This is a genomic window from Streptomyces sp. SP17BM10 (assembly GCF_036322405.1).
Taxonomy (GTDB): domain Bacteria; phylum Actinomycetota; class Actinomycetes; order Streptomycetales; family Streptomycetaceae; genus Kitasatospora.
The window spans coordinates 1-23,931 of the sequence record NZ_JAQYXB010000539.1 but is presented as its reverse complement, the minus strand read 5'-3'; the positions used below and the strand labels follow the sequence as shown (position 1 = coordinate 23,931).

The following is a 23,931-nucleotide window of genomic DNA, read 5'->3' as shown; positions in this document are numbered from 1 at the left end:
GCCGCCGCCAGGCGTTCGCTACGTCCGGGGTTTCGGCTGAGGACAGTGAGCAGGAAGGCGAGGAGCGCCGCCGAGGGATACGCGGATCGGGGAGCGGGTACCCAGGCAGGTGTGCGGTCCGGTACCGCGTTGCGCGGGTGAGGGCGGCCGGGTCAGGATCGGGGGATGTTCGAGCTGCTGCCGGAGACCGGCCTCGTGTTGCCCCGCGGTGCGGGCGTGCTGCGGTTCGGCATGTCCGAGCGTGAGGCGCAGTGGGCCGCCGCTACCCTGGCGGACGTCCACGAGTACTGGGTCTGCCAGGTCGGTTGGGCCTTCTCGGCCCGGTACGAGGGCCTGGAGGTGCTCGCCTACGGGGACGTCGTCGACCGGTACGGCCGTACCGAGCTGGACGTACAGGGGCTGGCGTCCGTCTGTGTCCTGCGGCACGACTCCTCGCCGACCGGGCCGTCCGCCGTGCCGGTGGTGCTCGGGGACGTCGATCTCTTCGGCTACCCGGCGGCCGAGGTGCTGGCCGCCCTGGAGCCGGACGGCCCGCACCCCGCGGTGGTCCTGCGGTCGGCGCCGACGGGCTTCCTGCGGGAGGCGGGGCTCTCCGCCCGCGCGCTATAGCGGCCAGCCGGCGACGGAGAGGGTGTTGCCGAGGCGGATCTCGTCGAGGGCCTGGACGGTGTAGTCGACGGTGTTCGCGGGCAGCCGGTCGAGCGGCCACCAGGCGAGGCGTTCACACTTCTCGGGCTCCCGGTCGCCGGCGTCGCCGTCGTGGCGGACCGGGCGGAAGAAGAGCTGGAGGCGGTCGGATCCGTCGTCGGGGTCCAGGTGGTGGAGCGTGTGGACGAGACGGAGGTCCTCCGGGGCGATGGTGATGCCCAGTTCCTCGGCCGCCTCGCACGCCATCGCCCCGGTCACCGTCTCCCCGGCCTCCAGGTGGCCGGCCGTTCTCCGGGCATCCGCGTGCTGTGGAAATACAGTAAATGTCTGCGATCATGGCAGAGAGCGCCGTATGGTCATGAACCTCCCAAGGGGGAGAGGAGGTTCACCGGAGATGGCACTGTTCAAGGACACGCCGCCCCGCGAGCATCCTGAGTACACACAACTGCGCTTCATGGCAGCCGGATCACCGTCATGGTGGAAGCAGAACCGGCACAAGGTCCTGGCGATCGCCGGACTCCTCGCCGGGCTCTGGCTCGCCGGACACCACCACGACGCCACCCCCAAGACGTGCGCTCCTGCGAGCACATCCGGCACTTCTCGCTGACAGCGGCGCGAAGCCCGGCCCCGCGACCCGCATGGGGCCGGGAATCGCAGACTGGCGCTTGGCAGCCTCCTGACGACGGCGGCTCGGATCATCCTCTCCGGGCCGCTGATCACCGCGACTCTGATCCGAGCGCCCGTCACGCAGCCCGGACGCGCTCGATGAGATCGGCGACGCCGTCAACCCGGCGGTACGGCTTGAACGCCGGCGCGAGTTCGCGGACCAGGGTGACGCACCGCTCGGCGCCGATGCGGGTGGCCAGATCGAGGGATTCGGTGGTGACGGCGAGAGCCTGCTCGACGTCGTTGGACTGCAGGAAGCCCTTGGCCTGGTAGGTCAGGAAGATGCCACGCGTCTTGTCCCGGGCCTTGGGCAGGAGGGCCAGGCCCTCGGCCATCCTGACGTGCGCCTCGTCGGCCCGGCCGAGATCGAGCAGGCACTGGCCGGAGTCGACCGCGAGGTCCGCTGGGCTCATCCACGCGCACCAGCCTGGCGCGGGGTCGCTAGCCCCCGTCGACAGCGCAGTCTCAGCGTCGGACAGGTCGCGGTAGCACGCGGAGCGTTCGCCGAGCGCGGCGTAGGCCCTGGCCCGCCGGAGGAACAGCAGCGACCGGGCGGTGGGATGCTTGGTACCGGACAGTGCGTGGCCGAGCTGGTCCACCGAGATGTTCGGCTGGCCGATCCAGTTCGACTGGTAGGCGAAGTCGGAGAGCACACCGGCGCCGAAGTCGCGGTCACCTGCGGCGTTGGCGGCTTGCAAGGCCCCTGCCCAGAGCTTTCCCGCGGCGAAGTGCTTTCCCTGGTCGAAGCGGTACCAGCCGCAGGTGGTGGCCAGTGACGCGGCCAGGAGGTGCAGCCGCTTGGCGACGGGCTCGGCGTGGCCGCCGCCCTCGATCAGGTCAGTGACGGTGGCGAGATGAGCGTCCATCAGCTTGATCGTGTGCTGGCGCTGTTCGGTGGGCAGCGTCGTCAGCTTCGCGCTGGTTTCCTCCAGCCAGTCCACGAGCCCGGGGTCCACGGCCGTCCTGCCGTCCAGGGCGGAAGTCAGGCGATCGGGCTCGATCGTGGCCCACTGGGCGGCGAGGCCGGCCAGTGAGACGGCGCTGAAGGTCATGAAGCTGCGGCGGTCCATGGCGGCTCTCTGTGCATCTCGAAGTGCTTGGACGGTGTACGCCGATCCCAGTGGCAGCGGAACCTCGCGGCCGGGCAGCCAATCGGGCCACCCGAACAGCTCCATGTCGGCGATCGGAACGTCGAAGGCTTCCGCGATCAGGATCTGGGAGTCCAGGTTCGGCTGCTTGCGCCAGTTCTCCCACCGGCTGACGGCCGTCTTGTCCGCGCCGGAGCGGAGCCCGTGCTTGCGGGCGGCCCGGTCGAGGAACACGACGAGGTCGTTCTGTGACCACCCGCGCAGTTCGCGGGCGTAGGCGAGGGGGTGCCGGATCGGGTCGTCCACGGGGCCAATTCCATCATCGACAGTGACAGGCAGCCTACTGCGCGCGAGCGCGGGACAACCCCGGGACTACAGACAATGCCTGTCCAGGAAAGCGGAGTTGGCGCTGTACTCGACACGCATCGACAAGTTCCCTCACGAAGCGGAAGGAGTCAGCCCATGAAACGACGCGCGGCGGTCATCGGCCTCGGACACCAGGCACTCGAAGACCACCTTCCCGGCCTGCTCGCCTCCAACCGGGCCGAGTTGGTCGCGGTCTGCGACAACGACCCGGACACCCTGCGGGCCCAGCAGGACACGCACGACGTCCCGGGCTTCACCCGGGCCGCCGACCTGCTGGACAATGTGGCGCCGGACTTCGTCATCGTCGCGGTCCCGCACCACGCCGGCCGGGCCGTGATCGAGGAGTGCGCCGTCCGAGGCGTGCACGTCCTCAAGGAGAAGCCGTTCGCCACCTCCCTGCCGGAGGCGCGCGAGCTCGCCTCGATCTGCCAGCAGGCCCAGGTAGAGCTGATGGTCACGCTCCAACGGCGCTTCAACCCGCTCCACGCGTCGGTGGTCCAGCTCCTGGACCAGATCGGCACCCCGTTCCTCATCGACGGCCAGTACACCTTCCACACCGACGACCCCGGCGCGGGCTGGCGCGGAGACGTCAGCCAGGCCGGCGGCGGCTGCATCATCGACATGGGCTACCACATCGTCGACCTGCTGCTGTGGTACTTCGGGATGCCCAACCGGATCATGGCCGACTTCTCGACCGCCGCGCTGCCCGACGGCGGGTACGACGCCGAGGACACCGCCGTCATCCAGCTCGGCTACGACAACGACCTGTACGGCACCGTGCTCCTGTCCCGCTGGATGGCCCCGAAGACCGAGAAACTGCACGTGGTCGGCACCCGCGGCTCCGTCCTGCTGACGAAGGGCCAGGTCCAGCGCCTCGATGTGCACGGCAAAATCGTCGACGAGTTGTCGCGCCCGCAAGCCCCGGCCAGCGCGGCCACCGCCCAGATCGACTACTTCTGCCGGGTCCTGGACGGCGAACGCCCCAACACCGCCGGGCCCGAACAACACCTGGGCCACATGGCCTTCATCGCGTCCTGCTACGAGTCCAAGGCCGCCGGCCGCTACATCGACCCCAAGGAGATGCTGTGACGAACAACCTCGCCCTGCTGGGCGGCGAGCCCGCGGTGACCGCCGGCGGCACGCACTTCGAGTGGCCGCCGATGGACGACACCACCGAGGGCAAGGTCATTGCCCAGCTCCGCTCGGCCATCTCCATCCCCGGCCGCTCGGGCGTCGTCGCCGACTTGGAGGACGCCCTCCAGGACTACTTCGGCGTCCGGCACGCGGTCACCTTCAGCTCCGGCACTGCGGCCCTGCACGCCACCTACGACGCCGCCAGGATCAAGGCCGGGGACGAGGTGATCGTCCCCGCCTGGACGTTCCACGCCACAGCCTCGCCCCTGTTCCACCTGCGGGCGGTGCCGGTCCTGGTCGAGACCGGCCCGGACGGCAACATCGACCCCACCGCGATCGAGGACGCGATCACTCCACGCACCCGCGCCATCATGGTCACCCACCTGTGGGGCAGGCCGGCCGCGATGCTCGCCATCCAGGCCATCGCCATGACGCACAACCTCCTCCTGCTGGAGGACGGCTCCCACGCCCACGGCGCCTCCCACGGCGGCAAGAAGGTCGGCACCTTCGGGCTGGGCGGCGCGTTCTCGCTCAACGGTCCCAAGCCGCTGTCCGGCGGCGAGGGCGGGTTCGTCCTCACGGACGACGACGACACGTACTACCGGCTCCTGACGTTCGGCCACTACAACAAGCGAGCCAAGTCCGAGATCCCGGCCAAGCACCCGCTCGCGAAGTACGCGGTCACCGGGTCCGGCCTCAAGCTCCGGATCCACCCGCTGGCCGCCGCCATCGCGCACGACCAGCTCGGCCGCCTCGACGGCTACCTCGCCGGACGGGCGGAGATCGCCCGCTACCTGACCGAGGAGTTCGCCCGCATCCCCGGGCTCGAGGTCATCCCGATGCCCGAAGGAGTGGTCCCGTCCTGGTACGGGTTGACGCTCACCTACCGCCCGCAGGAGCTCGGTGGCCTCAGTGTCGAGCGGTTCCACCAGGCCCTGGTCGCCGAGGGCGCGGTCGAGTTCGACCGGCCGGGCTCCACCTGCCCCATGAACCAGCTACCGCTGTACCAGAGCCCGGCCATGCTGTTCCCCGGCCACCCGCACGCCCACCGCCGCTACCAGGTAGGGGACTTCCCGGTCGCCGAGCACACCCACGCGCACACGATCAAGCTCCCGGTCTGGCATCGTGAACAGGATCGTCCGCTGGCCGAGCAGTACATCAGCGCGGCCATCAAGGTGAGCGACCACCACAAGGAGCTGCTGTGAACTCTCCCTTCGCCGACCCCACGTTCGAGGACACGATCCGTGTCGCCGCCGAGACGGACGGGGTGGAGCGGTTCGTCGTGGCCGCCGTGATCGCCGACGGCGACCGCATGCTGTTCCTGCGGCGCCCGGCCGGCGAGTTCATGGCCGGCCTGTGGGAGCTGCCGTCGGGCAAGGTCGAGAAGGGCGAGGGCATCGAGCAGGCCCTGCTGCGGGAGGTCGACGAGGAGACCGGCCTGCGGATCGACGCGGTCGAGAAGTACCTCGGGCACTTCGACTACACGTCCGGCAGCGGCGCCCTCACCCGGCAGCTGACCTTCGAGGTCACTGTCACCCGGACCGGCCCGGTCACCCTCACCGAGCACGACGCGCACGAGTGGGCCGGGCCCGACGAGATCCCAGCCGTCAGCGACGCCGTACGGGAACTCGTCACCCGCTGATCGTGCACCATGAGCTCATTGACCAGGCCCGCGGAGACGGATACGACGCCTTCTGCGTGGGTGCACTCATCGTCCGCCACGGCCGGCTCCTGATGCTCCGACGTACGGCGTCGGACTCCTGGGCCGGCCGTTGGGAACCGCCCGGCGGCGGCGTCGAGACCGGCGAATCCCTCGCCGAAGCTCTCGCACGTGAGGTCCAGGAGGAGGCCGGGCTGGCCATCGCCAGCGCGCTGTACATCGGCCACCTGGACTACCCAGCCCGCGAGAACCCCCTGCTGCCCGCCAGCAGGGGGTTCTTCTTCGCCGCCGAGGAACCGCCCGGTCAATGGCCGGTCCGGATCAACCAGACAGAACACGATGAGTTCACTTGGTGCACGGCTGACCGTGTCCGGTCGACACGGCCCGACCTCCGAGCTCTCGTTACCCGGCGGCTGGCGCTTACGCCTCGGAGTCTCCCCGGTCCTTGGTGAACGCACAGGGGCTGCTGAGTTAGCTCGGCTCGCCCAGCGGGCGCGGGGCCGCGAGGGTCGAAGAGGACTCCGCCGCGCTTTCGATTAGCCAGGGTGGCTGCTGACACTCGGTCACTGCCCGTCGGCAGGGCTACGGTGTGCTGAGAGCGAGATGGGTGGGGGAGCAATGGGGACTGGGTCTGGCCGACGCGCTGACTTCAGTGAGGTAACGAAGCGTGCCCTCGCGCTTCGGGCGGCCTTTCGTTGCTCGAATCCCGGCTGCGGGGCACTCACCATCGGGCCCGGAAGGGGCATCGACGACGTCGAGATGACCGGGACCGCCGCTCACATCTATGCCGCGGCACCGGGCGGGCCCCGCGGTACCGGCGGGCTGAACGCCGGCCAGCGAAGCGATCCTCTCAACGGCATCTGGCTCTGCGCCCGATGCGCGCGTCTTGTCGATACCAACGCCGGCGACGCCTATCCCGCGTCGCTTCTGCGAAGCTGGCGAGATCTCCACGAGGCCCGGGTCCGTATGGAGCACGGGGGCGTCGCCCGACCCTTCGGATGGATCCACTCGATCGAGATCACGGAGGACGTGTGGCTGAAGGAGCCGACTACGGTGCGCTTCTCCCGGTGCAACATTTTCCTGGGCACGAATGGAATCGGGAAAAGTCACTTCATCTCGCTTCTGTCGGGGCTGGCAGCCCCGTCCCACATCATGGAGCGGGTCGCCCGCCCGGAGTCCCGTGTACATGCGGCACTCACCTGGTATGACCCTCAGCCGCGGCGGGCCGAGTTCAAGGCGGAGGGTGACAGGCTCCACTTCTTCGCCGACGGTCATGAGGTTCCATTCGTGGCCTCCCCCTACCAAGTGGTCCGAGTACCCCGGTGGAGCGGTGACTTTCCCGCCGACGTCCATGACCTTGCCACGGACCTGGGCCTTGACCACTGGGTGATGCGCAAGGTGATCTCAGACCTTCCTGAGATCGTCGGCGGGGCGGTCAAGCGCACCCGGATAGTCGACGATCGGATCCGCGCCGACTTCGTGCTCGGAAGCTGTGTTGAAACAGGCAACGGTGATCGCCGGCTTCACCCTCTCGTCGGACTGGAGGTTCTGGTCGCGCTCGCTGAAACGTACGCACGGGCTCACCCGACCTTGCTCCTCCTCGACCCATTCTTGAACGGGCTCGACTGGGGCGGTTACCACCAGGCCACTGCTCTTCTCGGCTCGCCGGCCCGTGGATTCCAGACGGTGGCGGTTTCGACGGACCATCGCGGGAACCACCCCCTCGGACCGGAATGGACCGTTACCCGCATCGTGTGTGACGAGACCGAGCGCATGGGCCACCGCCGGTGGGCCCGACTGGTCCAAGACGATGAAGAGCCATAGCGTCGTGGGCGGCTCACCAGTTCGGGAGAGGGACTGCCCTGAGCAACGGCGTCACGTCAACTGCGCCGGGGGCATGCCAGCCTCCCCGTACCAACCATGCACCGTCCTCCAACTCAGTTTCGCTGAGCCAGTTCCCGGGTCAAGTGAGCGCACGCACTCGTTGGAGAGCAGGATCGCCGTCCAGACGAAGTTTGCGTGCTGAAGGGATCGTTCCAGTTCGTCCATGCGAGCGAACATGACCAGCACGAACAGATCGTTGGCCGGGATGGCACCATCTCGAACTGCACTGAATGGCAGAGCATCGAGGTCGCCGTGGAATGGTGCGTCGGGCGCGAAGCGCGCCTTGACTTGAACCCGAGCCAAACCCGAGTAGCGGTCTTCTGGCGGCACGTCAGCACTGCTGCAGGGCGCGGTGTTGGTCGCCGTGTCCCAGGCCCAGCGTTCCCCTCGGCGTTGCCGAGCGAAGTCGCGAATCGACACGACCCTTTCAGCGATCGCCTTCCAGGACACAGCGAGATCGACCACGAGTGGATTGCGCCGCCTGGTCGCCGACGAAGGCATCGACCCGAGGGCGGGGCCGTAGGTGCCCGAGGCGTCGAAACTCGTCCGGACTCCCCGAGCCCGCACGTAGGCGTCCTGGACGGAGCGGCCTGGCCACAAGGCAGCCGCTGTCAGCGCCTCGGCCAGTCCACCAATCGGGTCGCTGGGGTTCGTCGCCAGACCGGCCTCGACGAGCTGCTCACGGACGGACCAGTAGTTCAGCAGGCTCTCGCTCAATCCAGTGGTTGTCAGCGGACCTGCGTCCAACATATCCCTCGTCCTCTCCTCGACCGGTACGGTGGGTTCGAAACTCGACAACGTCAAACTCGACAGCAGCCTTGCCTAGTGAACGCTCGGAACGTGCCAGAGACCGGCGGCGTAGGGGGTGTTCCGCCGGAGGCCGAGCAGGACGTGTTCCTCCTCGACGAGCACGAGGTGGACTCCGACGACGAGGGTCAGCGGGTTTGCCATGGGGGTCTCCAGAGTGGGAGGCGATTCGAACGCGAGGGGTCGCGCCGGGTGCGGGCGGGCTCGGCAAGTCCGGTGTGCGGACGTGGAGTTGTCCCGGCCGACGGGCTCGCGGACAGTGATGACGGTGCTGTTCGAACGAGGTGTTCAAGTCGATCACGTGTAGCCGTCTCGGGAATCACTCGTTCGGATGGCCGGTGGCCGCGGCGGGTTTCGGGCGGCGGGTGGTGTGTCCGGGATGACTGCAGGCGTCGCGGCGTGGGGTCGACCGTCAGATGACCGATGTGGTGCCGCACGGGGCCGGGAGAGCCGGGATGCCCGGGGCCCCGGGTGCCGGGCAGGCCGATGGACGTCCGGCGGGATCGAGGAATCGCTCGCAAGGGATCGACGGCGGCGTGGCCGAGAGGCGCCTGAAGACGGCGGGCGGCCCGGGAGACCGACAGTGGTCGGTTCCCGGGCCGCCCCGCTGGTGTTTCCCGAGAGGGTCAGCCGGCCTGGGTGCCGCCGTCCTCGACGAGGCTGTACATCACCGAGCGCTGGTCCTTGCGGCGCTCGACGCGGCCCTTCGCGACGAGCGCGCCGAGGGCGTTGCGCACGACCTGCGGGGTGGGCTCGCGGTCCGGGTGCGCCACCAGGAACTCGTCGCGCAGCTCCTTGGCGGTGCGGGGTTCGCCGTGGCCGGCGAGCAGTTGCGTCAGGACGTCGCCCAGCAGCGGGCGCTGCGCGGGGACCTTCGCGACGCGGCGGGACTTGGCGGCCGCCTTCACCGTGGAGGCGGCCGTGGAGCCGGCCCGCGGTGACGGGGTGCGCGGCGCCCGCTTGCGACGCGGTGCCTTCGCGGCGGGCGCTTCGGCGGGTGCCTCGGTGGGTGTGTCGCTGGGTGTGTCGCTGGGTGTGTAAGCGGACGCGTCGGCGGGGGCCGGCCCGTCCTGGGTGCGGGGCTGCTCCGCGGCGGGCGACGACTCCGGGGCCTGTCCCTGGACGGGAGCGGTCCCGGTGCCGTCGCTGTGGCGCTCGGCCACCGACATGATGTCGACGAGGAGCGCCTCCTCCTGCCGGAGCTTGGTGAGTTCGTCGGCGAGCTCCTGCTGCCGACGGCGGTTCCCCTCGAGATCCGACGCGGCCTGTACGGCGTACCGCGATCGGAGCGAGGCGGCTGATTGGCTGGTCACGACCGGTCACTCCTGCCTTTGGACGTTGCTGCGCATGGTACCCGGGTATAGCGCCGACGCACGTCGTCGAACGCGAAATAACCCTTCGGTCAGGTGACGTTCGCGCATGTGGTGGTGGCCGGAAGGCGCATGTGTCGGCCGCCCCTGTTTCTTGATGGATCGTCAGATCATGGGAGTGTTCGTCTCCTCCAGGGCCCCGTCCGCCAGTCGAAGCCAGCGGTCGACGCCGATCCCGGTGAGGAACCGTTCGTCGTGGCTCACCACGAGGAACGCCCCCTGGTAGGAGTCGAGCGCGCCTTCGAGCTGCCCGATGCTGACCAGGTCGAGGTTGTTCGTCGGCTCGTCGAGCAGCAGCAGGTGCGGGGCGGGCTCGGCGCACAACACGCAGGCCAGGGTGGCGCGCAGGCGTTCTCCGCCCGAGAGCGCGCGCACGGGCAGGTGGGCCCGCGTGCCGCGGAAGAGGAAGCGGGCGAGGATGTTCATCCGCTCGGCCTCCGGTCGTTCCGGGGCGGCCGCGGCGAAGTTCTGCGCCACGGTGAGGTCCGGGTCCAGGAGGTCCAGGCGCTGGGAGAGGTAGGCGACGCGGCCGTCGGCGCGCTTCACCCGCCCGCCGTCCGGCGTGAGGTCGCCGGCGATCAGACGCAGCAGGGTGGTCTTCCCGGCGCCGTTGGGGCCGAGGAGGGCGATGCGCTCCGGGCCCCGGACGGCCAGGCCGACGCCGTCCCCGGCGAACAACGGGGCGCCGTCGCGCAGCACTTGCAGGTCCTCGCCGATGAAGAGGTCGCGGCCGGCGGGTACCCGGGTGCCGGTGAGGTCGAGGGTGAGGCGCTGGTCGTCGCGGACGGCGCGTTCCGCCTGGTCCAGCCGGGACTTGGCCTCGTCGACGCGGGCGGCGTGCACCTGGCCGGAGCGGCCCGCGGACTCCTGTGCGCCGCGCTTCATGTTTCCGGCGAAGATGCGGGGCAGGCCGGCGCTCTTGAGGGTGCGGGCCGCGTTGCCGGCGCGGCGCTCGGCGCGCTCGCGGGCCTGCTGCATCTCGCGCTTCTCGCGCTTGAGTTCCTGCTCGGCGCTGCGGACGTTCTTCTCCGCGACCTCGCGCTCGGCCTGCACCGTCTCCTCGTAGGAGGTGAAGTCTCCGCCGTACAGACGCAGTTCGTCCGAGTCGAGTTCGGCGATGCGGTCCATCCGGTCGAGCAGGGCGCGATCGTGGCTGACCAGCAGGAGGCAGCCGGAGAAGTCGTCCAGCACGTCGTAGAGGCGGCGCCGGGCGCCGAGGTCGAGGTTGTTCGTCGGCTCGTCGAGCAGCAACACGTCAGGGCGGCGCAGCAGTTGGGCGGCGAGGCCGAGCTGGACGACCTGGCCACCACTGAGCGTGCCGAGCGGTCGGTCGAGGTGGAGGCCGGCGAGGCCGAGGCGCTCGAGCTGGGCGAGGCTGCGCTCCTCGACGTCCCAGTCGTCGCCGATGGCCGTGAAGTGCTCCTCGGCGACGTCGCCGGACTCCACCGCGTCGATGGCGCGGATCACCTCGGCGACGCCGAGCACCTCGGCGACCGTGAGGCCGGCCGTCAGCGGGAGGTCCTGGGGGAGGTAGGCGACCGTACCGGCCGTCGCCACCGTGCCCTCGGTGGGCGGCAGTTGCCCGGCGACCAGCCTGAGCAGCGTGGACTTGCCGGAGCCGTTGGGGGCGACGAGGCCGGTGCGGCCGGGGCCGACGGCGAAGGAGAGGTCGCGGAAGACGGGGGTGTCGTCCGGCCAGGAGAAGGAGAGGTGGGAGCAGACGATGGAAGCAGAGGACATGGAGGCGACCTGAGAGTGAGTGGGCGGAGGCATGTCCGGCCCGAAAGGACAGGGAGGACAGGGGTGCTGGGCGCGACACATCGGGCCGAAGCATTGGGTGCCACGCACCCGCTACGGCCTCCTGGTCCGGGATTCACCCGGAGATGTCGTCGTCGCCTGCCATGTCTGCTCCACGTGTCGGTCACGAGGTTCTCGCGGTTCGTCAGCGTACCAGTTCGGGTTGGTGGCCGCGGTGGGTCTCCGGGGCGGCCGTGTGACTGGCGCTCCTTGACGGGGCGTCGGGTGATCGCCGGCATAATCACTGTTCAGAGCGGTTATGCGTTTGGTTGGGGGTGATCGAGCCCGTGTCTCCACGGCCGTTCCCGGCCTCCGAAGGCCCTCGGGGGTCAGAGGTGGTCGGCGTCCACCACGGCTTGGGCGAAGCGGGTGGGGGCTTCCTGGGGGAGGTTGTGGCCCACGTCCGTGAGGGTGCGGTGGTCGTAGGGGCCGGTGAACATGGCGCGGTAGGTCGAGCCGTCGGTGGGAGTGGCGGTGAACGGGTCCAGGACCGGGTCCATGGTGACGGTCGGCACGGCGATGGTGGGCTTGCGGGCCAGGAGGTGCTCGTCGTGGTCGTAGTGGTGCTCGCCCTCGACGATGCTCAGGCGCCAGCGGTAGTTGTGGATGACGACCGCCGCGTAGTCGGGGTTGTCGAAGGCGGCTGCGGTGCGGTCGAAGGTGGCGTCGTCGAAGTGCCACGTCGGGGAGACCGTCTGCCAGACGAACCGGGTCAGGTCGCGGCGGTGGGTGCGGTCCTCCATGGCGGCCTTGCCGCGTTCGGTGGCGAAGTAGAACTGGTACCACCAGGTGCGCTCGGCACCCGGCGCGAGGGGCCTCATCTGGGCCTCGCGGTCGGTGATGATGTAGCCGCCCACCGACACCAGCGCCTTGACCCGCTCCGGCCACAGGGCCGCCATGATGGCGCCGGTGCGCGCACCCCAGTCGAAGCCGGCGACGACCGCGCGATCGATCCGCAGGGCGTCCATGAAGGCGATGATGTCGTGGGCGATCGCCGCCTGCTGGCCGTTGCGGGGAGTGCGCGGCGACAGGAAGCGCGTGGTGCCGTGGCCGCGGAGGTAGGGGACGAGCACGCGGTAGCCGAGGTCGGCGAGGAGCGGGGCCGCGTCGACGTAGCTGTGGATGTCGTACGGCCAGCCGTGCAGCAGCAGGGCCACCGGCCCGTCGGCGGGCCCGAGTTCGGCGTAGCCGACGTCGAGTACGCCCGCGGTGACCTGCTTGAGGGTGGGGAAGGACGTGTGCGTGCCGGGTGCGGTGTCCGGCACGACGGGGGCCGGCCCGGAGGCGGGTGCCGCCCCGGCGACGCCCTGGGGGCCGGTGAGCGAGGCGGTGGCCACCGCGACGCCGACGGCCTTGGTGAAGCTGCGCCTGTCGATCATGTGCTTCCTTTCGAGGAGGTGGGGAGGAGCGCAGGTCACTCGTCCGCTGCGCTCGTGGGTGACATCGGTCAGTTGACTGTCGGCATCGAGCAGCCGTCCTACGCCGTGACCGGTCTGGGCGGTGATCTGGGCAGTGATGGTGGTGGGGCCGGAGCAAGGGCAGCGGCCGGGGCGCGGGCATTGCGCATCGGTCGGTCACTGGTCAGTATGGTGACGTGATGCATGCCTTCCCCTGTGGAACCCTGCCCCTCGACTTCGTCGGCACCTACCGCGCGCGGCGCAACGAGGTGCCGCTGGAGAAGCTGGCCGCGCCCGGTCACCTCGACGCCTGGTTCGTCGAGTCGGGGATGTTCGACGCCGCGCCCGGCGCCGACGCGACGGACCTCGAGATCGCCCTGGACCTGCGCGAGGCGATCTACGCGCTCGTCGCCTCCCGGCTCGACGGGCAGCCGATGCCGACCCGGGCGATCGCCGAGGTGAACCGGCACGCGGCGGGACTGCCGGTGACGCTGCGCCTGCACCCGTCGGGCGCCACCAGGACGGGGTCCGTGGCGCAGGGGCTGGCCGCGCTGGCCCGCGAGGCCGTCGGGATCCTCGGCGGCGACGACGCGGTGCTGCTGCGCGAGTGCGCCCGGCCGGAGTGCACCCAGGTCTACCTGGACCGGTCGCGCGGCTACCGGCGCGAGTGGTGCGCCATGCGGACCTGCGGGAACCGGGTCAAGGCCGCGACCTACCGGGCGCGTCAGCACGGCAACTCCGGGAGCTGACAGCCCCCTTGGGCCTCAGGGCCGTGAGGCCTGGGGTCTCGGGGCCGCCGGGCGTGGTGCTGCCGCCGGAGGAGGACGCCCGCCGGGGGAATCGCGCTGCCCGGGCCCGTCGGGGATCCGGGCGGGGTCTGTGGTGGCGTCAGCCGGCGACGGCGGTCGCGTTGACGGTGACCGGTATGTTGCCGCGCGTCGCCTTGGAGTAGGGGCACAGCCGGTGGGCCGCGGCGGCCAGTTCGACGGCCGTCGCCTGGTCCACGCCGCCCAGTTCGAGATTGAGGACCGCGCCGAGGCCGAACTCGCCGTCGTCGCCGTGGGTCAGGGTCGTCTCGACCCTCACGGCGGTGCTCGTCAGCCGTACCTTGCGCTCGCCGGCCGCGCGGCGGACGGCGCCCAGGAAGCACGCGCCCCAGCCGGCCGCGAACAGCTGCTCCGGGTTGGTGGCGCCGCCGGAGCCGCCGAACTCCTTCGGGATGGCGAGTGCCGTGGTGAGGTTGCCGTCGTCGGCGACGACCTGCCCACCGTTGCGGCCCTCGCCGGTCACGGTGACCACGCCGGTGTAGCTGACTGCCATGGCCCTGTCTCCTCTTGCTCTGCTTGCGCTTCGCGCTGACTCTCGCGTCCGGTGAGCCGCCATAGCGGTAACCGGTCTGGCTGGTGACGACTATTGATCCCGACTGGGCGACTGTCAAGGCATCGGCTGGTCCAACTGGCTGAATACGCTGCCATTTTGGTGCCGGATGGCTGGATTTCTGTCGGCTGTGATGCCGTTTTGGGTCCAGTTGGTAACCCGCTTAACGGGTCACTTGAAGGCGTATCGGACTCCCAAGCCGGCGGAAGAGTTCGGCTGGGAGGAGACGGCTGGTGCCGTCCGACCCCGCCTCGCCGGTGCGCAGCGTGGTGCGGCGCGAGGCGGTCGGGGTCGTGGCCGCGGTCATCCCGTGGAACTCGCCGTTCTCCTCGGCGACGTCCGAGCTCATCCCGGCGCTGCCGGCGGGCGACCCGGTCGTTCTGAAGGTCTGTCCGGAGAACTCGCCGAGCATGGGGTTCCTGGCCGAGCTGCTCGACAAGGCGGGCCTGCCCGCGGGCGTGGTGAACGTCCTGCCGGCGGACCGCGAGACGAGCGAGCACCTGGTGTCCCACCCGGACGTCGACAAGATCGCCTTCACCGGCTCCACCCGGGCCGGCCGGCGCATCGCGGCGATCGCGGGGGAGCAGCCGAAGCGGGTGAGCCTCGAACTCGGCGGCAGGCCGGCGGCGGTGATCCTGCCGGACGCGGACATCGCGAAGGCCGTGCACGGGCTGAAGTTCTCCTCCCTGCTCAACAACGGTGAGTCGTGCATCGCGCAGACCCGGACGCATGCGCGCGGGCCCCGGGGCGGCGTCGACGCGCCGGCCCGGGGCCCGCTCAGTGCGCCCGGTGAGGGTTCCAGATGAGGATCAGCCGTCGTTCTCGGGGGACGGGATGTACGCGCCGGGGACGTCGTTCGGGGCGTGGATCTCGGACTCGCCCGGGTACGGGGTCGTCCAGTTGTGCGTCTGGTACCAGGTCAGGTGGTTCATCTGCGCCGGGTTCGCGCGGTCCGGCGCGGCGTTCGAGCCGGTGAGGCGCTGCTCGGACTTCCAGGCGTCCCACTGCGCCGCGACGCCCTGCCGCGCCGCCGGCGGTGCGACCGTGGCCGGGGCCGGGGCCGCCGCGCGGTCCGGGCCCGCGCCGGGCACGTCGACGCCGCAGGACGGCGGCGTCTTCAGGCCGTCGGTCAGCGACGTCCGGTTGGGCACCGCGCTGAACGGCGTGAAGTCCGGCTCGTCGGTGAAGGCCGTGGTCATCGGGCTGGCCGCGCTGTCCTTCTGGTTCATCGGGTGGATCCCGAGGATCTGCTCGATGGTGCGGACCATGGTGATCTGCGAGTAGTAGCGGCTGTCGACGGCCCCGTGCTGCGCCCAGGGGCTGATGACCTGGATCGGGGCGCGGTGCCCGTCCACGTGGTCGAGGCCCGCCTGGGAGTCGTCCTCGACCACGAAGATCGCGGAGTCCTTCCAGTACTCGCTGTGCGAGATCTCGTCGACGATCCTGCCGACCGCGAGGTCGTTGTCGGCGACCTGCGCGGCCGGGCTCGCCGGGCCCCCGGTGTGGTCGCTGGACAGCCACAGCATGGTGAGGTCGGCCGGGCCGTTCTGCTCGAAGTCCTGCTTCCAGATCTGGTACCGGTACTGGTCCGGCACGTCGAGGTCGAACTTGGGGAAGCCGGGCACCGACACGGCGTTGAGCGAGGGGATCGGCGACGAGGAGTTGAGCGGGTAGGCGGTGTCCTGCCCGGTCGCGTCCATGGTCTTCGCGTCGCAGTACAGGTTCTGCCAGCTCGCGCCATCGGGCTTGGTGAGGAACTGGTGGAACTCGCCGAAGTCGCGCACGTCCCTGCCGGCGGCCTGGGCGCCGGTCCACAGGAAGCCCGAGCGCTGGTGGCCGAGGGCGTCGTCCTCGGTGTCGTAGCTGCGCTGGTACTCGCCGGCCGAGGACTCGGTGTACTCCGGGTCGTCCGCCTGCATCAGCCAGTTGTGGCCCTCGGCGGAGTTGGTGCCGATGTCGTAGGTGTTGTCGTAGAGGCCGAACTGCCGGGCCAGCGCGTGCTGGTTGGGGGTGACGTCGGCGCCGAACTGCGCGAGCTTCGGGTCTCCGTCGCCCTTCCCCATGTCGCCGAAGAGCTGGTCGTAGGTGCGGTTCTCCTTGACGATCATGAAGACGTGCTTGATCGGCGACGGGTCGCCGATCCGCGCGGGCACCGGCACCGGCTTGGCCTTCTTGTGGTCGGCCGTCTGGACCGCGCCGTTCGTCCAGCCGTTCTGCTGGAAGACCTTGGCGGTCTGCTCCCGGATCTCCCGGTCGCCCGGCAGCGTGAACCAGGTGATGCTCGACGTGGTGTCGTGGGTGTTGTGCGCGCCGGAGGAGTGGGGACGGCGGGCGTCGACGCCGCGGGTGTTGGAGACGACGACCTTCGAGCCGACCGTGGTGATCTCGGCCGGGAAGTAGTCGGTGGGCAGCAGGCCGACGTAGCTCACCGGCTCCTGCGCGCCGGTGAACCGGTAGACGGCCACCGCGTCGGCGCGGCCCAGGGTGACGAGCAGGCGGCCGTCGTCGGTGAGGGTGATCGCGGTGGGCTCGTAGCCGACCGAGGCCTCCGGCCACGGCTTGGTGGAGACGGTCTGCACGACCCGGTCCCGCGCGGTGTCGACGACCGACACGGTGTCGGAGCCGGTGTCGGCGACGAACAGCACGCCGTTCTTGGCGTACAGCGCCGTCGGGTGCAGGCCGACGTCGATGGAGCCGACGGCGGCGGAGGCGTCGCCGAGGTCGATCACGCTGACGGTGCCGGAGGTCGTGGCGCCGGTGTCCTGGTCGGCCGGCACCTGCGTGCCGTAGGAGTTGAGCGTGTCGTCGTCCTCGGTGGCCGGGCGGCCGCCCTCGTTGCCGACGTACAGCTCGTGGCCGACCCGGGCGATGCCGCGCGGCGCGTTGCCCACCGTCCAGCTCCGCTTGACCGCGCCGCTCGCCGCGTCGATCGCGACCACCCGGTTCTGGCCGTTGACGGCCGCGTAGAGCGTCGAGCCGTCGGCGGAGAACACCGCGCCGGAGGCGAGCGCGTGCTTGGCGCCGTCGGGCGGGATCGCGACCTTCACCGGGTTGGCCAGGGTGCCGTCGGCGTTCACGGTGAAGCGGGTGTAGCCGTCGAGCTGGCCCAGCCACAGCTGCTTGCCGTCCGGCGAGTACACCGGGGCCTCCTGGCCGACCGAGCCGTCGGTCAGCCGGAGGTCGTCCGCCTTCGCGGTGCCGATGCGCTGGCGTACCTGCCCGGTCGCCAGGTCGACGATGACCAGCGACGCGCCGCCGTCGGCGAGCGACGCGGCGAGGTGGGCGCCGTCCGGGCTGACCCGCGAGCCCATGATCTTGCCGTCGTTGAGGACCGACCGGTTGCCGTAGGGGGCGATGTACTGGTCGCTGGATATCACCTGGCCGTTGGCCGTGACCTGGCCGACCTGGTCGGTGCCGAACTGGTGGGTGGTCGCGAAAGCCGTGCCCGTGGCCACGGCCACCGCCGTGATGCACGCCGTGGCGAGCGTGGCGCGGCGGCCGATGCGCCGGCCGAGAAGGGCGGAGTGCTCCTCCTGGACGCGGCGGCGACGCGTTACCTGCATGGCGTCATTCCTTCGTTGAGTGGGGCGGATCGGAAGGTGGGGCGGGTGAGCGGTGCGTTCAGCGGGGCGAGGGGGAGAGCAGTGCGAGCTGGCCGTCGAACTGCCACAGCGGGTTCGGCGCGTCCCCGTGCGGGGTCCGGACCAGGAAGTAGCCGTTGACCTCCTTGGGCCCGTCGCCGTCGGCCGTCAACCGGCCGTCCGGGGCGACGTCGAGCTGGTAGACGGCCGTCCCCGGTGCGGCCACGCCCGGCAGGTGCCAGGTGACGACGCAGCGCCAGTCGTTGCCGGGGCCCTTCGGGCCGACATGTCCGTCGCCGCGGTCGCACGCCGACGTGACCCGCAGCCGCTCTTCGGTGACAACGGGGCGGTGGAGCTGCTCGGTCTGCAACCGGTACAGGTGCGCGAACACCGTGGACACCTCCTGCTGCACCTTCGCCTGGGTGATCCCCGAGCCCGTCGACGGCGTGGCCACGGCCACCGCGCCGAAGGTCAGCGCGAGCAGCCCGGCCAGCGGCAGGACGCCGGCGCTGAGCGCGCGGCGCTCCCCGCCGTCCTCGCTGCCGTTGGTGAAGTCCCGCCGGAGGAACAGGCGGTAGGCCACCGCCGTCGCCACCACCGCCCACACGAGACTCACCGCGACCGGGATCAGCAGCTCGTCGAGGTGCGCCGGGTCGGCGAACAGCCGGTCCCACGCCACGAAGGCGTAGCCGGGCAGGGCGAGGCGCAGCGCCACCGGCAGCGGCAGCAGCTGGGCGAGCTGCATCGCGACCGCCGTCAGGGCGGGGACGAGCAGGCCCATCGGCGAGCGGCCGAGGAGGACGGAACCGAGCAGTCCGATCGCCGCCAGGGCGAAGGTCGGGGCCAGGGCGCAGGTCCACGCGAGCAGGACGCCGCCGGCGGCGTCGGACGGCGCCAGTCGGTGGCCGTCCACGCCGACCAGCGGTCCGTCGCCGACCGCGGCCAGCCCGCCGGCCGTGGCGGAGGCCACCAGTGCGGCCACCAGCAGGACGAGCACGGTGGCGCTCGCGAGCGCCTTGGCCGCGAAGATCCGGCGCGGGGATCGGATCGCGACCAGCAGGTGGCGCCAGGTGCCGAGACGGTCCTCCGCGGCGAAGACGTCGCCCGCGACCACGGAGGTGAGGAGGGGCAGGGCCCACGAGCCGGCGAAGCCGAGCACCACCAGCGGGCCGGCCCAGCCGGTGGCGTGCATCCAGCGGCCGAACAGCGTGTCGGACGGCAGCGTGCCCTGCTGGGCGACGGCGGCGACGAACAGGCCCGGCAGTGTGCAGCAGGCCAGCACCATCAGGCGGATCCGCCACTGGGAGACGAGCTTGACGACCTCGAAGCGGTAGACGCGGGCCACCGGCACCGGGGTCGCGCCGGGGGTCGCGCCGGGGGTCGTTCTGGCGGGGGCGGGCGCGGTGCTCATCGCGTGTCCTCCTGCTGACCGGTGAGGGCGAGGAACGCGGCCTCCAGGGGCGGGACCACCGGAGCGACCTCCCGCACCCCCACGCCCGCGTGCACCAGGGCGTTCACGAACCGCTCGACGGCCGGGGCCGCCGCGCGCACGACGAGCGTCCCGGCCGCGTGCCGGGGTCCGGTGTCGGTGACGGCCCGGACGCCCGGGGTCTCGGCCGCCACGGCCCGGGCGGCCTCCGGGTCGGAGGTGAGCAGACGGTGGTCGAGCGCGGGGCCGCCGGCCGCGAGCTTCTCCAGCGGGCCGGAGAAGCGGACCCGGCCGGTCGCGAGGATCGTGACCTCGTCGCAGAGCGCCTCCAGGTCGTCCATGCGGTGACTGGAGAGCACGACGGTCACGCCGTCGTCCGCGAGGCGGCGCAGCGCCCGGTGCACGTGCTGCTTGCCCGCCGGGTCCAGGCCGTTGGACGGCTCGTCGAGCACCAGCAGGCGCGGGTTGGTGAGCAACGCGGCGGCCAGGCCGAGGCGCTGGCGCATGCCGAGGGAGAAGCCGCGCACGCGGTCGTCCGCGACGTCGGTCAGCCCGACCTCGGCCAGGGCCTCGTCGATGCGTCCGCTCCGGGCGTCCTGGCCGGTCAGGGCCGCGAGGGCGGCCAGGTTCCGGCGGGCGGTGAGGGACGGGTACAGGCCGGGACCGTCAACGAACCCGGCCACGCCGTGCGGCGCGGGCAGCGCCCGTCCGACGGGCCTGCCCAGCACCTCCAACTCGCCCCCGTCGGCGACGGCCAGGCCCAGCAGCAGCCCGAGCAGCGTCGTCTTCCCGGCCCCGTTCGGCCCGGCCAGCCCGTGGATCCGCCCGGCCGCCAGGTCGAGCCCGACCCCGTCGAGCGCCACGACGTCACCGAAATGCTTCGTCAATCCACATGCCCGTACGGCAAGTTGTCCGTCTGTCATGGCCCCTTCTCGCAGTCCCCCACGGAAGGTAGGGGGTGCGCGGGGCGGCGTCAGGAGCACGCGGTTGAACGTCGATGGAACAGCAGTCGGTAGGTCCGCATGCGGATGTCTCGACGGCGTACGGCGCGCGGTCGTCCTCGGGCCGGGACGGGTCGAGGAGCCGCACGGTGACGGCGGTGTCGGTGTCGGAGGGGTGGGAGGTCGCCCCCCAGGAGGCTAGCTCCAGTAGCCGGTGTGGACGGCGGCGGCCTCGTCGTAGAGGTGGGGGCCCGAGACGGTGACGGTGTGGCCGCCGGCGGCGAAGACCTCGCGGCAGGGGAGGTCGAGGACGGGCTCGTCCGGGTCCGCGCCGGCGATGGCGTTCAGCTCGGTGGCGGCGAGGGCGTAGACGACCCGGCGGATGCCGCTCCAGTAGATCGCTCCGGCGCACATGGCGCACGGTTCGGTGGTGGAGTACAGGGTGGCCTCGGCCAGCTGGGGCGGGGCCAGGTGGCGGGAGGCCTGGCGGACCAGGTTGGTCTCGGCGTGGGCGGTGACGTCGTGGTCGGTCAGCACGGTGTTCTCGGCCGTGAGCAGGACGGCGCCGGAGTGGTCGGTCAGCAGGGCACCGAAGGGGTGGTTGCCGTGGGCCCGGGCGGAGGCCGAGATCTCGATGGCCGTGAGCAGGTGGGCGCGGGTCTGGTCGGCCATGACGGTTCTCCTCGGGGCGGCGCGGACGACGAGGTCAAGCGTATGGCGCGCGGGCCCCCAGGGGGTGGTCGAAACGGCCGGGGGCGCCGGTCGACCTGGTGCGGAGGACGGTTGCGGCGCGAGCGTAGCAGCGCGGGGCGGGCGTCCGCAGGCGGGTGGCCGGGGGGTGCGGGGTGTTCGACTGCGGGCGTGCGCGGTTGGACACCGGGGCCGCGGTGGTCGATTGACAGACCGTTCGGGGCTCCAGGTAAATGGCGCAGCAGTGGCCCGCCGTTCGCGGGCGGTCCTCCGGTCCTAGCGCGGAGTTGATGCTGTGTCAGTGCGAGAGCGTGAGCACGAGAACGACGCCCTGCCGGACCTGTCCGGTGTGGTCGCCGCCGCGCTGGCCCCCTTGGTACCGGTGCGTGCCGTGACCGTGCGAGCCGGCGGGGCCGGGGTGCGGCGCCTGGTCGTCGAGGTGCTGCCCGAACCCGGGCCGGCGGGCGACGCGCAGGACGAGGCCGTCGTGGTGGAGTCCTGGCAGGCGGTGTTCGAGGACGCGTACGGGCTGGTCGCGGACGACGACGGCCCGGAGGCGGGCCGGCTGGCGGGGTGGACGGACAGCTTCACCGGCCGCCCGATCGGCGCCGCGCACATGGCCGAGTGGGTGGACACCACGGTGGAGCGGCTCGCCCGGCTCGGGCCCCGCGCCGTCCTGGAGATCGGCGCCGGCACCGGGCTGCTCGCGCGGCCGCTGGTCGAGCGCCTCGGCGTCCGCGAGTACACGGCGACGGACTTCTCCGCCGAGGCGGGGCGCCTGCTGCGCCGGCTGGGCGACGACCTGCGCCGGGGCCGGCCGGAGGCCGTGATCACGGTGGCGGAGGCGGCCGCCGACGTGCCCGCGCCGCCGGCCGCTGCGCCGGGCGGGTACGACACGGCGGTCCTCAACTCGGTGGTCCAGTACTTCCCTTCGGTCGCGTACCTGGAGTCGGTGATCGCCGCGACGCTGCCGCGGCTGGCGCCCGGCGGGCACGTGTTCCTCGGCGACCTGCGGGACTCCCGCCTCCTGGAGCACTTCGCGGTGCTCAAGCACGAGCTGCGGCGGGACCCGGGACCGCGCAGCGGGCTGCGGCTGGACCACGTGGCGGTCGAACTCGCCGGCGACGTCGAGCTGAGCGTCGACCCCGCCTACCTGGCGGACCTGCCGCGGCGCTTCCCGACGATCACGGCGGTGGAGCTCGCTCCGCGCCTGGGCGCGGCGCCCACCGAGATGACCCTGTTCCGCTACGACGCCGTCCTGCACGTGGGCTGCCCGGCCCCGGACCGGACCGGACCGTGGCGGCCCGCCGCGCGGATCGGCCTGGACGAGCTCGACCGGCTGCTGGCGGGCGACGCGGCGGGGTTCGGCGTCAGCGGGATCGCCAACGCCCGCCTGGGCGAGGCCCGCCGGCTGCACGCGGCGCGGCGGGCCGAGCCGGCCGACGGGCCGTGCGCGCCCGGCCTCGACCCGGAGGCCGTCCACCGCCTGGCCGAGCGGCACGGGCGGCCCGTCCGGCTGCGCTGGAACCCGGACGGGCGGCCGGGGGACTACGACGCGTGGTTCCCGGGCCCGGACGCGGACGGGCAGGCGCACTACCGCGTCGCGGTGCCCGTCACGGCGCCGGGCGCGGGGTGCCGTCAGCAACTGGTGCCGCCCGCCGTCTCGGAGGAGTGGCGACGGGCGGTGCGCGAGGCGCTCGCCCGGCACGCCCCGGACGCCGGCGAGCCGCCGGAGGTCGAGTTCGTCCTGGCGCTCGGCTGACCGCGGGCCTGGTGGACGCCCGGCCGCCCGGGTCATGATGCGCTGCGACGGCATCGGCGGTTCGTCCGTCCCCGCGCGTTGAGCCGCGCGCTTCTCCCCTTCTGACGCCCCTTGCGACGCCCCTGCGCCCGTCCGCCCAGGGAGCCCCCACAGCCCCACGATCCCGATGAGGTGACGCCATGCCGAGCAACCCCGACCAGCCCTTCGCCGGTGAGACCCGAGTGCCTCGGACGGCGCGCGAGGAGGTGCTGTGCGGGCTGTTCGAGCAGGTGCTGGAGCGCCCGCGGGTCGGGGTGGAGGACGACTTCTTCGACCTCGGCGGGCACTCACTGCTGGCCACCTGGCTGCTCGGGCGGATCCGGGCGGTCTTCGGGGTGGAGATCGGCATCCGGGACTTCTTCGACGCCTCGAGTGTCGCGGGCGTCGCCGAACTGCTCGACAGCGGCGCGGCGGAGAAGCGGGCGCCGCTGCAGGCGATGGCGCGCCCCGAGCTGCTCCCGCTCTCGTACGCGCAGCAACGCCTGTGGTTCCTGCGGGAGTTGGAGGAGGACGCGGCCGTCTACAACGAGGTCGTCGCGGTGCGGCTGCGGGGCGAGCTGGACGAGGGGGCGCTGCGGGCGGCGCTGGAGGACGTGGTGGGCCGGCACGAGAGCCTGCGGACGGTGTTCCCGGCCGTGGACGGCGTGCCGTGGCAGCAGGTCGTGCCGGTGACGGGCGAACCGCTGGTGCCGCTGGAGGTGCGGGAGTGTGCCGAGGGGGAGGTGTCCGGCCTGGTCGACGCGACCGTGGCGCGGGCCTTCGACCTGGCGCGTGAACTGCCGCTGCGGGCCTCGCTGTTTCGGACGGCGCCGCAGGAGCACGTGTTCCTGCTCGTCGTGCACCACATCGCGTGCGACGGCTGGTCGATGGGCCCGCTGCTGCGCGACCTGGCCGCCGCGTACGGCGCGCGCGGGGCGACGGGCGAGGCGCCGGCCTGGCCCGTCGAACTCCCGGTGCAGTACGGGGACTATGCGTTGTGGCAGCGGGAGGTGCTGGGCGAGGAGGACGACCCCGGTTCACTGATGGAGCGTCAGATCGCTTTCTGGCGCGATCGGTTGTCGGGCTTGCCGGAGGAGCTGGCGCTGCCGACGGACCGGCCGCGGCCCGCGGTGGCGACCTTCGCGGGCGACACCGTGGACCTCGCGATACCCGCCGACGTGCACGCCGGGTTGGTGGGGTTGGCGCGTGAGTGCGGTGCGACGTTGTTCATGGTGCTGCGGGCGGGGTGGGCGGTGTTGTTGTCGCGGTTGGGTGCGGGCAATGACATCCCGGTGGGGACGGTGGTGGCGGGGCGG

Annotated in this window: 22 protein-coding genes and 1 pseudogene; 11 read left to right on the top strand and 12 right to left on the bottom strand. The window is 71.7% G+C overall.

Annotated elements, in window-relative coordinates; genetic code table 11:
• Window positions 1–165 precede the first annotated feature (165 nt).
• On the top strand, window positions 166–609 hold the full coding sequence (locus PUR71_RS12025) for a hypothetical protein (protein WP_329926912.1): 444 nt from the start codon (window positions 166–168) through the stop codon (window positions 607–609).
• On the opposite strand, the gene PUR71_RS12020 is transcribed toward PUR71_RS12025, so the two are convergent.
• Window positions 604–924 (bottom strand): NUDIX domain-containing protein, encoded by a 321-nt coding sequence (locus PUR71_RS12020; RefSeq protein WP_329927169.1) that lies wholly within the window; start codon window positions 922–924, stop codon window positions 604–606. The two genes, PUR71_RS12025 and PUR71_RS12020, sit on opposite strands and share 6 nt — an antisense overlap.
• A gap of 118 nt (window positions 925–1,042) precedes the next feature.
• Between PUR71_RS12020 and PUR71_RS12015 the strand changes: the two genes are divergently transcribed.
• On the top strand, window positions 1,043–1,255 hold the full coding sequence (locus PUR71_RS12015) for a hypothetical protein (RefSeq protein WP_329926910.1): 213 nt from the start codon (window positions 1,043–1,045) through the stop codon (window positions 1,253–1,255).
• A gap of 136 nt (window positions 1,256–1,391) precedes the next feature.
• Here PUR71_RS12015 and PUR71_RS12010 read toward each other — a convergent pair whose 3' ends face one another.
• Complete coding sequence (locus PUR71_RS12010; RefSeq protein WP_329926908.1) at window positions 1,392–2,708, bottom strand: helix-turn-helix transcriptional regulator; 1,317 nt, start codon at window positions 2,706–2,708, stop codon at window positions 1,392–1,394.
• 156 nt (window positions 2,709–2,864) lie between these two features.
• Here PUR71_RS12010 and PUR71_RS12005 point away from each other — a divergent pair, with 156 nt between their 5' ends.
• From PUR71_RS12005 to PUR71_RS11985, 5 genes are all read left to right on the top strand, one after another.
• Window positions 2,865–3,857 (top strand): Gfo/Idh/MocA family protein, encoded by a 993-nt coding sequence (locus tag PUR71_RS12005; protein ID WP_329926906.1) that lies wholly within the window; start codon window positions 2,865–2,867, stop codon window positions 3,855–3,857.
• On the top strand, window positions 3,854–5,107 hold the full coding sequence (locus PUR71_RS12000; protein ID WP_329926904.1) for a DegT/DnrJ/EryC1/StrS family aminotransferase: 1,254 nt from the start codon (window positions 3,854–3,856) through the stop codon (window positions 5,105–5,107). Before PUR71_RS12005 ends, PUR71_RS12000 begins: the two co-directional genes overlap by 4 nt.
• Window positions 5,104–5,544, top strand: coding sequence for an NUDIX domain-containing protein (locus PUR71_RS11995; RefSeq protein ID WP_280703645.1), 441 nt, complete (start codon window positions 5,104–5,106; stop codon window positions 5,542–5,544). The genes PUR71_RS12000 and PUR71_RS11995 overlap by 4 nt, the downstream gene beginning before the upstream one ends.
• Before the next feature lie 2 nt (window positions 5,545–5,546).
• Window positions 5,547–6,014, top strand: a complete 468-nt coding sequence (locus tag PUR71_RS11990; protein WP_329926901.1) for an NUDIX hydrolase — start codon at window positions 5,547–5,549, stop codon at window positions 6,012–6,014.
• A gap of 307 nt (window positions 6,015–6,321) precedes the next feature.
• Complete coding sequence (locus tag PUR71_RS11985; RefSeq protein WP_329926900.1) at window positions 6,322–7,386, top strand: hypothetical protein; 1,065 nt, start codon at window positions 6,322–6,324, stop codon at window positions 7,384–7,386.
• A gap of 51 nt (window positions 7,387–7,437) precedes the next feature.
• On the opposite strand, the gene PUR71_RS11980 is transcribed toward PUR71_RS11985, so the two are convergent.
• From PUR71_RS11980 to PUR71_RS11960, 5 genes are all read right to left on the bottom strand, one after another.
• The gene (locus PUR71_RS11980; protein WP_329926899.1) at window positions 7,438–8,163 is read right to left on the bottom strand and encodes a hypothetical protein; all 726 of its coding nucleotides are present in this window, start codon (window positions 8,161–8,163) and stop codon (window positions 7,438–7,440) included.
• Window positions 8,164–8,268: 105 nt separating this feature from the next.
• Window positions 8,269–8,397, bottom strand: coding sequence for a hypothetical protein (locus tag PUR71_RS11975; protein ID WP_329926897.1), 129 nt, complete (start codon window positions 8,395–8,397; stop codon window positions 8,269–8,271).
• Window positions 8,398–8,879: 482 nt separating this feature from the next.
• Window positions 8,880–9,566 (bottom strand): hypothetical protein, encoded by a 687-nt coding sequence (locus PUR71_RS11970; protein WP_329926895.1) that lies wholly within the window; start codon window positions 9,564–9,566, stop codon window positions 8,880–8,882.
• Window positions 9,567–9,728: 162 nt separating this feature from the next.
• Window positions 9,729–11,363 carry an ABC-F family ATP-binding cassette domain-containing protein gene (locus PUR71_RS11965; protein ID WP_329926894.1) on the bottom strand — a complete coding sequence of 545 codons (1,635 nt, stop codon included), beginning with the start codon at window positions 11,361–11,363 and terminating at the stop codon, window positions 9,729–9,731.
• 386 nt (window positions 11,364–11,749) lie between these two features.
• On the bottom strand, window positions 11,750–12,799 hold the full coding sequence (locus PUR71_RS11960; RefSeq protein ID WP_329926893.1) for an alpha/beta fold hydrolase: 1,050 nt from the start codon (window positions 12,797–12,799) through the stop codon (window positions 11,750–11,752).
• Window positions 12,800–13,017: 218 nt separating this feature from the next.
• Between PUR71_RS11960 and PUR71_RS11955 the strand changes: the two genes are divergently transcribed.
• Window positions 13,018–13,566, top strand: coding sequence for a CGNR zinc finger domain-containing protein (locus tag PUR71_RS11955; protein WP_443077428.1), 549 nt, complete (start codon window positions 13,018–13,020; stop codon window positions 13,564–13,566).
• A 139-nt stretch (window positions 13,567–13,705) separates the two neighbouring features.
• On the opposite strand, the gene PUR71_RS11950 is transcribed toward PUR71_RS11955, so the two are convergent.
• Entirely contained in the window at window positions 13,706–14,137 is a 432-nt protein-coding gene (locus tag PUR71_RS11950) for an Ohr family peroxiredoxin (RefSeq protein WP_329926888.1), read from the bottom strand.
• A gap of 238 nt (window positions 14,138–14,375) precedes the next feature.
• On the opposite strand from PUR71_RS11950, the pseudogene PUR71_RS11945 reads away from it, so the two are divergent.
• Window positions 14,376–14,928, top strand: a pseudogene (locus PUR71_RS11945) (aldehyde dehydrogenase family protein); the annotation flags it as partial.
• Between the two features lie 75 nt (window positions 14,929–15,003).
• Here the strand turns inward: PUR71_RS11945 and PUR71_RS11940 are convergent.
• From PUR71_RS11940 to PUR71_RS11925, 4 genes are all read right to left on the bottom strand, one after another.
• Window positions 15,004–17,757 (bottom strand): alkaline phosphatase family protein, encoded by a 2,754-nt coding sequence (locus PUR71_RS11940; RefSeq protein WP_329926886.1) that lies wholly within the window; start codon window positions 17,755–17,757, stop codon window positions 15,004–15,006.
• A gap of 58 nt (window positions 17,758–17,815) precedes the next feature.
• Window positions 17,816–19,186 (bottom strand): ABC transporter permease, encoded by a 1,371-nt coding sequence (locus PUR71_RS11935; RefSeq protein ID WP_329926884.1) that lies wholly within the window; start codon window positions 19,184–19,186, stop codon window positions 17,816–17,818.
• Window positions 19,183–20,127: an ABC transporter ATP-binding protein gene (locus PUR71_RS11930; RefSeq protein WP_329926882.1), complete on the bottom strand. Its 945-nt coding sequence runs from the start codon at window positions 20,125–20,127 to the stop codon at window positions 19,183–19,185. The genes PUR71_RS11935 and PUR71_RS11930 overlap by 4 nt, the downstream gene beginning before the upstream one ends.
• A gap of 216 nt (window positions 20,128–20,343) precedes the next feature.
• The gene (locus tag PUR71_RS11925; protein ID WP_329926880.1) at window positions 20,344–20,817 is read right to left on the bottom strand and encodes a nucleoside deaminase; all 474 of its coding nucleotides are present in this window, start codon (window positions 20,815–20,817) and stop codon (window positions 20,344–20,346) included.
• Window positions 20,818–21,136: 319 nt separating this feature from the next.
• Here PUR71_RS11925 and PUR71_RS11920 point away from each other — a divergent pair, with 319 nt between their 5' ends.
• Together PUR71_RS11920 and PUR71_RS11915 are read left to right on the top strand one after the other, a co-directional pair.
• A complete protein-coding gene (locus PUR71_RS11920; protein WP_329926878.1) occupies window positions 21,137–22,597 on the top strand; it encodes a class I SAM-dependent methyltransferase in 1,461 nt (486 codons plus the stop codon).
• Window positions 22,598–22,776: 179 nt separating this feature from the next.
• Window positions 22,777–23,931 (top strand): condensation domain-containing protein (locus PUR71_RS11915; RefSeq protein ID WP_329926876.1); only part of this gene is annotated, 1,155 nt, incomplete at its 3' end.

Excerpts from the sequence above, each read along its gene's own strand:
- PUR71_RS12025 (WP_329926912.1), top strand. The coding sequence starts at position 166 with ATGTTCGAGCTGCTGCCGGAGACCGGCCTCGTGTTGCCCCGCGGTGCG.
- PUR71_RS12015 (WP_329926910.1), top strand. The coding sequence starts at position 1,043 with ATGGCACTGTTCAAGGACACGCCGCCCCGCGAGCATCCTGAGTACACA.
- PUR71_RS12005 (WP_329926906.1), top strand. The coding sequence starts at position 2,865 with ATGAAACGACGCGCGGCGGTCATCGGCCTCGGACACCAGGCACTCGAA.
- PUR71_RS11985 (WP_329926900.1), top strand. The coding sequence starts at position 6,322 with ATGACCGGGACCGCCGCTCACATCTATGCCGCGGCACCGGGCGGGCCC.
- PUR71_RS11975 (WP_329926897.1), bottom strand. The coding sequence starts at position 8,397 with ATGGCAAACCCGCTGACCCTCGTCGTCGGAGTCCACCTCGTGCTCGTC.
- PUR71_RS11965 (WP_329926894.1), bottom strand. The coding sequence starts at position 11,363 with ATGTCCTCTGCTTCCATCGTCTGCTCCCACCTCTCCTTCTCCTGGCCG.
- PUR71_RS11960 (WP_329926893.1), bottom strand. The coding sequence starts at position 12,799 with ATGATCGACAGGCGCAGCTTCACCAAGGCCGTCGGCGTCGCGGTGGCC.
- PUR71_RS11955 (WP_443077428.1), top strand. The coding sequence starts at position 13,018 with ATGCATGCCTTCCCCTGTGGAACCCTGCCCCTCGACTTCGTCGGCACC.
- PUR71_RS11950 (WP_329926888.1), bottom strand. The coding sequence starts at position 14,137 with ATGGCAGTCAGCTACACCGGCGTGGTCACCGTGACCGGCGAGGGCCGC.
- PUR71_RS11940 (WP_329926886.1), bottom strand. The coding sequence starts at position 17,757 with ATGCAGGTAACGCGTCGCCGCCGCGTCCAGGAGGAGCACTCCGCCCTT.
- PUR71_RS11935 (WP_329926884.1), bottom strand. The coding sequence starts at position 19,186 with ATGAGCACCGCGCCCGCCCCCGCCAGAACGACCCCCGGCGCGACCCCC.
- PUR71_RS11930 (WP_329926882.1), bottom strand. The coding sequence starts at position 20,127 with ATGACAGACGGACAACTTGCCGTACGGGCATGTGGATTGACGAAGCAT.
- PUR71_RS11925 (WP_329926880.1), bottom strand. The coding sequence starts at position 20,817 with ATGGCCGACCAGACCCGCGCCCACCTGCTCACGGCCATCGAGATCTCG.